This window comes from Kineococcus indalonis (assembly GCF_009906395.1).
GTDB lineage: Bacteria > Actinomycetota > Actinomycetes > Actinomycetales > Kineococcaceae > Kineococcus > Kineococcus indalonis.
The window spans coordinates 1-11,621 of the sequence record NZ_JAAALM010000065.1; the positions used below are offsets into that span (position 1 = coordinate 1).

Annotated in this window: 9 protein-coding genes and 1 pseudogene; all 10 read right to left on the reverse strand. The window is 77.0% G+C overall.

Going from position 1 to position 11,621, the window contains the following annotated elements; all coding sequences use genetic code 11:
* Nucleotides 1-74: 74 nt before the first annotated feature.
* Nucleotides 75-308: pseudogene (locus GTR00_RS05455) on the reverse strand (RNA-binding protein); the annotation flags it as partial.
* Between the two features lie 4 nt (nucleotides 309-312).
* On the reverse strand, nucleotides 313-678 hold the full coding sequence (gene rpsP / locus GTR00_RS05460) for a 30S ribosomal protein S16 (RefSeq protein ID WP_166610623.1): 366 nt from the start codon (nucleotides 676-678) through the stop codon (nucleotides 313-315).
* A 185-nt stretch (nucleotides 679-863) separates the two neighbouring features.
* On the reverse strand, nucleotides 864-1,979 hold the full coding sequence (locus tag GTR00_RS05465) for an amidohydrolase family protein (protein WP_166610624.1): 1,116 nt from the start codon (nucleotides 1,977-1,979) through the stop codon (nucleotides 864-866).
* 14 nt (nucleotides 1,980-1,993) lie between these two features.
* Complete coding sequence (ffh, locus tag GTR00_RS05470; RefSeq protein WP_166610625.1) at nucleotides 1,994-3,571, reverse strand: signal recognition particle protein; 1,578 nt, start codon at nucleotides 3,569-3,571, stop codon at nucleotides 1,994-1,996.
* A gap of 38 nt (nucleotides 3,572-3,609) precedes the next feature.
* On the reverse strand, nucleotides 3,610-5,988 hold the full coding sequence (locus GTR00_RS05475) for a [protein-PII] uridylyltransferase (RefSeq protein ID WP_166610626.1): 2,379 nt from the start codon (nucleotides 5,986-5,988) through the stop codon (nucleotides 3,610-3,612).
* Between the two features lie 67 nt (nucleotides 5,989-6,055).
* The gene (locus GTR00_RS05480; protein WP_166610627.1) at nucleotides 6,056-6,394 is read right to left on the reverse strand and encodes a P-II family nitrogen regulator; all 339 of its coding nucleotides are present in this window, start codon (nucleotides 6,392-6,394) and stop codon (nucleotides 6,056-6,058) included.
* Nucleotides 6,391-7,719, reverse strand: a complete 1,329-nt coding sequence (locus GTR00_RS05485; RefSeq protein WP_166610628.1) for an ammonium transporter — start codon at nucleotides 7,717-7,719, stop codon at nucleotides 6,391-6,393. The genes GTR00_RS05480 and GTR00_RS05485 overlap by 4 nt, the downstream gene beginning before the upstream one ends.
* A gap of 314 nt (nucleotides 7,720-8,033) precedes the next feature.
* On the reverse strand, nucleotides 8,034-9,221 hold the full coding sequence (gene ftsY / locus GTR00_RS05490; protein ID WP_166610631.1) for a signal recognition particle-docking protein FtsY: 1,188 nt from the start codon (nucleotides 9,219-9,221) through the stop codon (nucleotides 8,034-8,036).
* Nucleotides 9,222-9,337: 116 nt separating this feature from the next.
* On the reverse strand, nucleotides 9,338-9,610 hold the full coding sequence (locus GTR00_RS05495; protein WP_166610629.1) for a hypothetical protein: 273 nt from the start codon (nucleotides 9,608-9,610) through the stop codon (nucleotides 9,338-9,340).
* Between the two features lie 133 nt (nucleotides 9,611-9,743).
* Nucleotides 9,744-11,621, reverse strand: a 1,878-nt coding sequence (locus GTR00_RS05500) for an AAA family ATPase (RefSeq protein WP_166610630.1), incomplete at its 5' end; no start/stop codon positions are given.

The window sequence follows — 11,621 nt, forward strand, 5'->3', positions numbered from 1 at the left end:
CCGGCACCCTGCTCGTCGCCTTCGACGGGGTCGCCGACCGCACCGCGGTGGAGGCCCTGCGCGACACCCTGCTGCTCGTGGACGTCGACGAGGGCGACGCGGACCTGCCGGCCGGCGGCGAGGGCACCGATGACGGTGCGCAGCGCCTTGGCCGTGCGGCCCGAGCGGCCGATGACCCGGCCCAGGTCGTCCGGGTGCACGCGGACCTCGAGCAGGGAGCCGCGGCGCGACGCCTTGGACGTCACGCGCACGTCGTCCGGGTGCCCGACGATGCCGCGCACGAGGTGCTCGAGGGCGTCCGCGAGCACCGGGTCAGGACTCCGAGGAGGGGGTCTCCGCAGCGGCGGCCGGAGCCGGGGCGGCGGAGGTGGCCTGCTTGGTGGTGGTGGAGGGCTGCTGGTAGCGGCCCTCCTGGCCCTTGGTGCCCTTGAACTTCTGCCAGTCGCCGGTCACCTTGAGCAGCGCGGCGACCTGCTCGGTCGGCTGAGCGCCCACGCCGAGCCAGTACTGCGCGCGCTCGGACTTGATCTCGATGGTCGAGGGGTGCGTCATCGGGTTGTACACGCCGATCTCCTCGATGGCGCGACCGTCGCGCTTGGAGCGCGAGTCGGCGACGATGACGCGGTACTGCGGCGAGCGCATCTTGCCGAGGCGCTTCAGTCGGATCTTGACAGCCACGTGCGGGAGTCTCCGGTTCTGTTCAGGGTGAGCGGCCACCGCCCGGTGTGGGGACGCCGGCAGGTGGTGCTCGTGGACGCGAACGTCCCCGGGTGAGAGGGTCCCTGGGCGTTCGGGTGCACCCGCCATTGTGCCAGAGGTCGCGCGCTGCGCTCGACCCCTCCTCCGGGCGGCCCCGGGGGCGCTCAGCCGGCGGCTGGACCGGTCGCGCGACCGGCCACGACGCGCCCGCGCAGCACCACCGCGCGCGGGGCGCGCAGCACGCCGAGGTCCGCGCGCGGGTCGCCGTCCAGGACGAGCAGGTCCGCGCCCGCGCCCTCCTCCAGCGCCGGGCGGCCCAGCCAGCGGCGCGCGGACCAGGTGGCCGCGTCCAGGGCGGCGGTGCGCGGCAGGCCGGCGGCGACCAGCTCGTGCAGCTCGTCCACCACGAGCCCGTGCGGCAGGACGCTGCCGGCGTCGGTGCCGGCGAACACCGGCGCGCCGGCCTCGTGCAGGGCCGCGACCGTGGCGTACCGGCGCGCGTGCAACCGCCTCACGTGCGCGGCGTACGCGGGGAACTTCGCCTCCCCGCGCGCGGCGATGCCGGGGAAGGTGGCGATGTTGACCAGGGTCGGCACCACCGCCACCCCGCGCGCCGCGACCGCCTCGACCGTGGCCGCGGTCAGGCCCGTGCCGTGCTCGATGCCGTCCACGCCCGCGGCCAGCAGGTCCTCCACGCCCTCCTCGCCGAAGTGGTGCACGGTGACGCGCGCGCCCAGCTCGTGGGCGGCCTCGACGCCCGCGCGCAGCACCTCGGCGGGCCAGCACGGCGCGAGGTCGCCGCGGGAGCGGTCGATCCAGTCGCCCACCAGCTTCACCCAGCCGTCGCCGCGCCGGGCCTCGGCGCGCACGAACGCCACGAGGTCCTCCGGCTCGATCTCGTGGGCCAGCCCGCGCAGGTAGCGCCGGGTGCGGGCGATGTGCCGCCCGGCGCGCACGATGCGCGGCAGGTCCTCGCGCGCGTCGATCCAGCGCGTCTCGGAGGCCGAGCCGGCGTCGCGCAGCAGCAGCGCGCCGACGTCGCGGTCGGTCAGCGCCTGCGCCTCGCTGGTGGCGTCGTCGACCCTGCCGGCGGGGCCGACGCCCACGTGGCAGTGCGCGTCGACCAGGCCGGGCAGCACCCAGCCGGGCACCTCGGTCGTGGTGGCCCCGGCGGGGCGCTCGAACGTCAGGCGCCCGCCCAGCACCCACGCCTGCCCGCGCACCTGCTGCGGGCCGGTGAGCACCGGGCCGCTCAGGTGCAGGGCCTCGAGCGCGGTCACGGCGGGCGCCGGGCTCAGCGGCCCCCGAGGAACTTGTCGAAGCCCTTGGGCAGGTCCAGCTGCGAGGGGTCGAACTCGGCCGGCGCCTGCGGCGCGCCGAACGCCGAGCCGGCGTCCTCCTTGGCGGTCAGGGCGCGCGTGGCGGCCGCGCGCTCCTGCTCGGCGCGCTTGGCCGGGTTGCCCGACTTGGCCTTGCGGCCCTTGGCGGCCGCGGTGCGCGCCTTCTGCTTCTTCGAGGCCCCGCCGGGCACGCCGGGCACGCCCGGGATGCCCGGCAGGCCGCCGCCGAGGCCCTTGCGCATCTGGCGCATCATCTTCTGCGCCTGCCCGAAGCGCTCGAGCATGTCGTTGACGGCGGAGGTGCTCTGCCCGCAGCCGGCGGCGATGCGGGCGCGGCGCGAGCCGTTGATGATGCGCGGCTGGCGGCGCTCCAGCGGCGTCATGGAGCGCACCATGGCCTCGATGCGGTCGAACTCGCGCTCGTCGAAGGCGTCGAGCTGGTCGCGCACCTGCGCCATGCCGGGCAGCATCCCGAGCATCTTCTTGATCGAGCCCATGTTGCGCACGGCGTTGAGCTGCTGCAGGAAGTCGTCGAGGGTGAAGTCCTCGTCCGCGGCGAACTTGGCCGCCATGGCCTGGGCCTGGTCGGCGTCGAAGGCCTTCTCGGCCTGCTCGATGAGGGTGAGGACGTCCCCCATGTCCAGGATGCGCGAGGCCATCCGGTCGGGGTGGAACAGCTCGAAGTCGTCGAGCTTCTCGCCGGTGGAGGCGAACATCACCGGCTGGCCGGTGACGTGGCGCACCGACAGCGCCGCGCCGCCGCGGGCGTCGCCGTCGAGCTTGGTGAGCACCACGCCGTCGAAGCCGACGCCGTCGCGGAACGCCTCGGCGGTGGCCACGGCGTCCTGGCCGATCATCGCGTCGAGGACGAAGAGGACCTCGTCGGGCGAGACGGCGGCGCGGATGTCGACCGCCTGCTGCATCATCTCGGCGTCCACGCCGGTGCGGCCGGCGGTGTCGACGACCACCACGTCGAAGTGGTGGTGGCGGGCGTGCTCCACGCCGGCGCGCGCCACGGCGACCGGGTCGCCCACCCCGTTGCCCGGCTCGGGCGCGAAGACGTCCACGCCGGCGCGCTCGCCGGTGATCTGCAGCTGGTTGACGGCGTTGGGGCGCTGCAGGTCGCAGGCCACCAGCAGCGGGCGGTGCCCGTTGTGCTTCAGGTGGCGCCCCAGCTTGCCGGCCAGCGTCGTCTTGCCCGCGCCCTGCAGGCCCGCCAGCATGATCACGGTCGGCGGGTTCTTGGCGAAGCGCAGCCGGCGCGTCTCGCCGCCGAGGATGGCGATGAGCTCCTCGTTGACGATCTTGACGACCTGCTGGGCGGGGTTCAGCGCCTGCGAGACCTCCTCGCCCAGGGCCCGCTCGCGCACCTGCGCGGTGAACAACCGCACGACGGGCAGTGCGACGTCGGCGTCGAGCAGGGCCCGGCGGATCTCGCGGACCGTCGCGTCGACGTCGGCCTCGGACAGGCGCCCCTTGCCGCGCAGGGACTTGAACGTCGCGGTGAGGCGGTCGGAGAGCGTGGCGAACACGGCCCCAGCCTACGTGAGGCGCGGCCCGGGCCCGCCGCTCAGCCCGGCACCTCCGCGGCGTCGGACAGCGCGCGCACCGCCACCGCCACCCGCGGCGGGGTCAGCAGCTCCCCGCCGGGCTCGGCCAGGTAGAGGGTGTCCACCGCCTGGGCGGCGTAGGTGGCCACGTGCGCGGAGCGGATGTCCAGGCCCTCCGCGGCCAGCGCCCGCCCCAGGGCGTGCAGCAGGCCGGGGCGGTCGGCGGCGCGCACCTCCAGCACCGTGGCCCGCTCCGAGGCGCCCGGCAGGATCACCACGCGCGGGTGCGCCACCAGCGAGCGCACCCCGCCGCCGGGCCGCGAGGTGCGCGCGTCGCGGGCCGCCAGGCGGTCCAGCAGGGCCACGTCGCCGGCGACGATCCGGTCCAGGCCCTGGCGCAGCAGCTCCGCCGAGGGCGCCTCGCCGTCGGGCGACTCCACCCACCAGGAGTCCACGGCCACCCCGCCCAGGGTGCGCACCAGCGCCGAGCGCACCAGCAGCCGGTGCCCGGCCAGCAGCCCGGCCAGGTCCGCGAACAGGCCCGTGCGGTCCCGGGCGACCACGCGCACCACGAAGAAGCCGTCCACCTCGCGCACGTCCACGCGGGTCTCGCCGCCGGCGGCCACCTGCGCGGCCAGGGCCTCCTCCTCGGCGTCGAAGCCGGCCACGGCCGGCACCGGCTCGCCCGCCAGGCGGGCGCGGGCGCGGGCCACCAGGTCGTCCACGAGCCGGGCGCGCCACGGCGACCACGCCGCCGGCCCGGCCGCGCGCGCGTCGGCCTCGGTCAGGGCGCGCAGCAGGTCCAGCACGTCCGCGCGCGCGTCGACGGCCGCCACCAGCGCCTCCACGGTGCGCGGGTCGTCCGGGTCGCGGCGCGTGGCCAGGTCCACCAGCGTCAGGTGCTCGGCGACCAGCCGCTGGACCACCGCGGCGTCCGCGGCGTCCAGGCCGGCGCGCTCGCACACCCGCCGCGCCAGCGGGGCGCCGGTGCGCGCGTGGTCCTGCGAGCCCGCCACCTTGCCCACGTCGTGCAGCAGCGCGGCCAGCAGCAGCAGGTCCGGGCGGGGCACGTCGCGCACGAAGGCCTGCGCGGCCACGGCGGTCTCGATGAGGTGGCGGTCTACGGTCCAGCGGTGCACGGCGTTGCGCTGCGGGCGGTTGCGCACCGCGCTCCACTCCGGCAGCCAGCGCTCCACCAGGCCCACGAGGTCCAGCTGCTCCCACACCGGCACCTGGGCGGCGCCGCCGGCCAGCAGCTCCAGCAGCGCCTCGCGCGCCGCCGGCGGCCACGGCTCGGGCAGCGGCGGGCAGGCGGCCACCAGGTGCTCCAGGGTCGCCGGCGACAGCGGCAGGCCGGCGCGCACGGCGGTGGCGGCCGCGCGCAGCGGCAGCACGGGGTCCTCCGCGGGGCTCACGCCGGCGCCCAGCACCACCTCGCCGTCGTGCTCGACGAGGCCGTGGCCCAGGGAGCGCAGCCGGGGGCGGCGGCCGGTGGCGCGGAAGCGGCGCGAGGGCACCGACTGGCGGGCGCGGCGGGCCGTGGTGTCCACGGCCGCGGAGATCGTGCGCCCGGCCTGCGCGAGCGCGGCCAGCAGCAGGTCGGCGTCGGCGTAGCCGCACACCACCGCCACGGCGTCCTGCTCGGCCAGCACCAGGCGGTCGCCGGGCCGGCCGGAGGAGGTCTGCAGCCCGTCGCGCACGTCGAGCAGCACCTCGTGGGCGGCGTCGACGGCGCCGTGCGGGCGGTCGGTGAGCCAGCTGGCGGCCAGGGCGCGCAGCGCGATCGCGTCGCGCAGCCCGCCGCGGGCCTCCTTCAGGTCCGGCTCCAGCAGGTACGCCAGCTCCCCGCAGCGCGCGGCGCGCTCGGCGAGGGAGTCCAGCACCTGCGGCAGGCGGCGGCGGGCGCCGGCGCGCCAGTCGTCCAGCAGGTGCCCGCGGGTGCGCGCCACCAGGCCGCCGTCGCCGGCGACCACCCGCAGGTCCAGCAGGCCGGTGGCCGCGGCCAGGTCGGCGGCGGCCACCTCGCGGCACTCCCGGGCGGTGCGCACCGAGTGGTCCAGGCGCAGGCCGGCGTCCCACAGCGGGTACCAGAGGCGGTCGGCCAGCGCGGCCACGTCGTCGGCACCCAGCCGGCGCCCGTCGTGCAGCAGGACCAGGTCCACGTCGCTGGCGGGGCCGCAGTCGCCGCGGGCCAGGGACCCCACGCAGGCCAGGGCGACGCCGCTGGTGGCGCCGACCGGGCCGTCGGGGTCGGCCAGCAGCCGCGGCAGGGGCTCCACGGCCCGGTCCCACACGTCGCGCAGCCGGGACTCGACGAGCTGCACGAGCTCGGCGCGGCGGTGCGGGCCGGGGCGACCGGCCCGCACCGCCAGCGCGAGGCGCTCGGTGCGCAGGTCCACGCTCACCGCGGGGCCCGCCGCGGCCGCGGGACGGCCGTGCGCAGCCGTCCCGCGGTGGGCGCGGGCGTCACAGGGCGTCGGGCCCGTGCTCGCCGGTGCGCACCCGCACGACGTCCTCGACGTGCTGGGTCCAGACCTTGCCGTCGCCGATGCGGCCGGTCTGGGCGCTCTTGACGACCACCTCGACGATGTCGTCGATGTCGACGTCGTCGACGAGGACCTCCACGCGCACCTTGGGCACCAGGTCGACGGTGTACTCCGCGCCCCGGTAGACCTCGGTGTGCCCGCGCTGGCGGCCGTACCCGGACGCCTCGGAGATCGTCAGGCCCTGCACGCCGTAGGACTCCAGGGCGGACTTCACGTCGTCGAGCTTGTGCGGCTTGATGATGGCGGTGAGCAGCTTCACGCGGAGACCTCCGAGGTGCTGGTGGGAGCGGCGTGGCGGGCGGTCGGCCGGGCGGTGCCGCCCAGGGCCCCGCCGCCGAGGGTGCCCCAGTCGTAGCCGGACTCGGCGTGCTCGACCTGGTCGATGCCGGTGACCTCGTCCTCGACGTCCAGGCGGAAGCCCACGGTGCGCTGGATGACGGTGCCGATGACCCAGGTGAGCACGAAGGAGAAGACCAGCACCGCGAGGGCGCCGACGACCTGGCGCCACAGCTGGTCCACGCCGCCGCCGTAGAAGAGGCCGGACACGCCGTTGGGGGCGGTGTCGGTGGCGAGGAAGCCCACGGCGATCGTGCCCCACAGGCCGCCGACGAGGTGCACGCCGACGACGTCGAGGGAGTCGTCGTAGCCGAGCTTGTACTTCAGGCCCACGGCCAGCGCGCACAGCACGCCGGCGGCGACGCCGATGAGGATGGCGCCGATCGGGTTGACGGCCGCGCAGGCCGGGGTGATGGCCACCAGGCCGGCCACGGCGCCGGAGGCGGCGCCCAGGGAGGTGGCGTGCCCGTCGCGGAAGCGCTCGGTGAGCAGCCAGCCCAGGATGGCGGCGGAGGTGGCGACGAGGGTGTTGACCCAGGCGACGGCGGCGGTGTTGCCGGAGGTGACGGCCGAGCCGGCGTTGAAGCCGAACCAGCCGAACCACAGCAGGCCCGCGCCGAGCATGACCATCGGCAGGTTGTGCGGGCGCATCGGCTCGCGGCCGAAGCCCTTGCGCTTGCCCAGGACGAGGACGAGGGCCAGGGCGGCCGCGCCGGCGTTGATGTGCACCGCGGTGCCGCCGGCGAAGTCGATGGCGGCCAGGCGGTTGGCGATCCAGCCGCCGACGTAGCCGTCGGCGTCGAAGGCGAAGACCCAGTGCGCGACGGGGAAGTACACGACCGTGGACCACACGCCGGCGAAGACCATCCAGGCGCCGAACTTCGCGCGGTCGGCGATGGCGCCGGAGATGAGGGCGACGGTGAGGATGGCGAAGACGGCCTGGAAGCCGACGAACGCCATGCCGGGCAGGGTGCCGGAGAGGTTGCCCTCGCCCATGAGGCCGCTGAGGCCGAAGTACTCGGCCGGGTCGCCGAGCAGCCCGCCGCCGACGTCGTTCCCGAACGCCATCGAGTAGCCGTACAGCACCCACAGGACGCCGATCAGGCCCAGGGCGCCGAAGCTCATCATCATCATGTTCAGGACGCTCTTCGCGCGGACCATGCCGCCGTAGAAGAGCGCGAGGCCGGGCGTCATCAGCAGCACGAACGAGGCGCTGGTGAGGATCCAGGCGGTGTCACCGGTGTCCATGGGCAACAGGGCCTTCCGCGAGGCCGGCGCGCGCCGGCGGGGGGACGGGTCGCCGCGGCGCGGTGCGGCGCGGGCTGGTCGGTGGAGCGGGTCCACCGTGGACTCGCCGTGTTACGCCCGCGACCGCTCCGTGTTTCGCGTCGGTGACGAGCGCCGCCCCCGTGTGAACTTCGTGTTACGCGCCCGGGCGCGTCCCCCGTCCGGAGCAGCGGGTCGCCCCGGCCCCACGCACCGTGATCGCCGATGCCCCGCACGGGGGACGCGCCGGGCCCCGCCGCACGCGGTGCGACGGGGCCCGGCGGGGTGCGCGGCCCTCAGGACAGCAGCGCGTCCACGAACGCCTCCGGCTCGAAGGGCGCCAGGTCGTCCGGCCCCTCGCCCAGCCCGATCAGCTTCACCGGCACGCCCAGCTGGCGCTGCACCGCCACGACGATGCCGCCCTTGGCGGTGCCGTCCAGCTTGGTGAGCACGATGCCGGTGACCTGCACGACCTCGGAGAACACCGCGGCCTGGCGCAGGCCGTTCTGCCCCGTGGTGGCGTCCAGCACCAGCAGCACCTCGTCGACCGGGCCGTGCCGCTCCAGGACCCGCTTGACCTTGCCCAGCTCGTCCATCAGGCCGGCCTTGTTCTGCAGGCGGCCGGCGGTGTCGACGAGCACGACGTCGGCGTCGGCCTCGATGCCCGCCTTGACGGCGTCGAAGGCCACCGCCGCGGGGTCGGCCCCGTCGCGCTCGGAGCGCACGGTGGGCACGCCCACGCGCTCGCCCCACGTGGCCAGCTGCTCGGCCGCGGCGGCGCGGAAGGTGTCCGCCGCGCCCAGCACGACGTCCTTGTCCTCGGCCACCAGGACCCGGGCCAGCTTGCCCACCGTCGTGGTCTTGCCGGTGCCGTTGACGCCCACGACGAGGACGACGGCCGGGCGCTCGCCGCGGCGCTCGGTGGCCAGGGAGCGGTCCAGCCCGGCGTCCACCGCCGCGAGCAGCTCCTCGCGCAGCATCTCCTTCAGCTGCGCCGGCTCGCGGGTGCCCAGCACCCGCACGCGCTCGCGCAGGTGGTCGACGATCTCGGTGGTCGGCCCGACGCCCACGTCCGCCAGCAGCAGCGTCTCCTCGACCTCCTCCCACGTGGACTCGTCGAGGGTGTCGCGCGAGAGCAGCGCCAGCAGGCCCTGCCCGAGGGCGGAGTTCGAGCGCGCCAGGCGCTCGCGCAGCCGCACCAGGCGCCCGGCGGCCGGCGCGGGGCGCTCGGTGAGCGGGCCGGAGGGCTCCTCCGGCAGCTCCACGACGTCCACCGCCCGGCTGGGCGAGTCCCGCGGCACCTCCGCGTCGTCGCCGACCCCGGGCAGGGGGTCGGTGTCCGAGCGCGGGCCCAGGACCGAGCGGCCGGCTCCCCCCGCCCCGCGCGGCAGCGACGAGCGGCGCCGGCGGGGGCGCACCAGCCCGGCCACGGCCCCCACCGCCGCCAGGACGATCAGGACGGCGACGCCGATGAGGATGTCCAGGGTCTCCACGGGCGCCGATCCTCCCAGACGGACGCGGCGGCGCCCGCCGCCGCGTCAGCGACGCGCGGGTGCGCGGGGTCGAGCGGGGCGGACTGCCAGGGCGGGTGCTGCCGCGCTCAGCGGGCGCGCGCCGCGCCGCGCTCCTCGGCGGAGCCGGCGCGGTGGGTGGCGACGCGCTGGCCGAGGTGCTCGGCGGCGCGGGCCGCGCGCAGGCGGGCGCGGCGGGCCGCGCGCACCAGCAGCGGGGCCCAGCGCTCGGCCAGCGCGTCCAGGCGCGCCACCAGGCGGCTGCCCCGGGCGCGCATGGGCGGCGCGGCGACGGACAGCAGGACCGCCAGCGCGAGCCCCACCACGAGGACGAACGTCACGATCAGGGTCGTCAGCACCACGAGGTCCACAGTGCCCCGCGCGCCACGCCCGCACCACTCCGCCGCGGCGGTGTTGCCGGTCCGTGACCGATCGGTCGCGATCTCGTCACCGCACGGCCACCGCACCCGACCCCGCACCCGCCGCCGGGACCGCTCAGGCGGGCGCCGGCTCGCGCAGCCGCTGGCTGACGACCGTGCTCACGCCGTCGCCGCGCATCGTCACCCCGTACAGCGCGTCCGCGATCTGCATGGTGCGCTTCTGGTGCGTGATGACGATGAGCTGGCTGGAGGTGCGCAGCTCCTCGAAGAGGGTGATCAGGCGCGAGAGGTTGGCGTCGTCCAGCGCCGCCTCCACCTCGTCCAGCACGTAGAAGGGGCTGGGGCGCGCGCGGAAGATCGACACGAGCATCGCCACCGCGGCCAGCGAGCGCTCCCCGCCGGACAGCAGCGACAGGCGCCGGACCTTCTTGCCCGCCGGGCGGGCCTCCACCTCGATGCCGGTGGTCAGCATGTCGGAGGGGTCGGTGAGGACCAGGCGGCCCTCGCCGCCGGGGAAGAGGCGGGGGAAGACCTGCTCGAACTGCGCGGAGACGTCGGCGAAGGCCTCGGCGAAGACGCGCTCGACGCGCTCGTCGACCTCCTTGACGATGTCCAGCAGGTCCTTGCGGGACTTCTTCAGGTCGTCGGACTGGGTCACGAGGAACGCGTGGCGCTCCTCCATCGCCGCGTACTCCTCCAGCGCCAGCGGGTTGACCGTGCCGAGCTGGGCCAGGGCCCGCTCGGCGGCGCGGCGGCGCTTGTCCTGCTCGGCGCGCACGTACGGGCGCGGCTGCGGCGCCCCGTCCGGCTCGGGGTCGCCCGGCGCCGGCGGGGAGGGCGGCACGAGCTGGTCGGGGCCGAACTCGGCGACCAGGACGTCCGGGTCGGTGCCCAGCTCCTCCACCGCGCGGGTGCGCAGCTGGTCGATGCGCCAGCGCTGCTGGGCGCGGGCGACCTCGTCGGCGTGCCGGGAGTCGCCCAGGCGCTGCTGCTCGGCGGTGAGGGACTCCACGGCGCGCCGGGCGCCGGCGACCTCCTCGTCGAAGCGGGCGCGGGCGGCCTCCGCGGCCTGCCGCAGCCGCGCGGCCTCCGCCGCGGAGGCCGCCCAGCGCGACAGGGCGCGCTCGGCGCCCTCGCGCACCTCCCCGGCCACCCGCACCTGCTCGGCGCGCCGGGCGCGGCGGGCGGCGGCGCGCTCGCGGGCGCGCAGCTCCTCGGCGGCCTGCCGCTCCAGGGCGTCGGCGCGCCCGGCCAGGGCCCGCACGCGCTCCTCGGTGGTGCGCAGCGCCAGGCGCGCCTCGGTCTCGGCGCGGCCCAGGGAGCGGGCGTGCTCGGCCAGGCGGTCGCGCTCGTCGGTGGAGGTGGCGGCCTCGTCGTCCTCCGGGGCGGCGGAGGCGGCCTCGAAGCGCTCGCCCAGCTCGGCGTGCTGGGCCCGGTCGGCCTCCAGCCGCTGGGCGACCTGGGTGCGGGTGGTGGCGGCGCGCTCGGCCTCGGCGGCCGCCGAGCGCACGGCCGCGCCGAGCTGGGCGAGCTGCTCGGCGACCGCGTTCATCCGCGCGTCGTTCTCGTGCAGGCGGTCCAGGGCGGCCTCGACGCGCTCGGCGGCCCGCTCGCGGGCGTGCTGGGCGCTGGTGAGGGCGAACTGGGCGCGCTGCAGGCGGTGCTCGGCGGCGCTGAGGGCGTCGGTGGCCTCGTCGACGGCGGCCTGCACCTGCAGCAGGCTGGGCGCGGAGGCCGACCCGCCGGCGGCGCGGTGCGCGGAGAGGACGTCGCCGTCGCGGGTGGCGGCCACCAGGTCGGGGCGCGCGGCGACCAGGGCGCGCGCGGCGTCCAGGTCGGCGACGACGACGACGTCGCCGAGCAGGCGGGCCAGGGCGCCGGCCAGCTCCTGCGGCGCCCGCAGCAGCGCCAGCGCGGGGCGGGCGCCGTCCGGCAGCGCGCCGCCGGCGGCGGGCGGCTGCGCCGGGGCGCCCGCCCCGGCCACGAGCATCCC

Coding starts and splice junctions, on each gene's coding strand:
- GTR00_RS05485 (WP_166610628.1), bottom strand. CDS start 7,719: ATGGACACCGGTGACACCGCCTGGATCCTCACCAGCGCCTCGTTCGTG.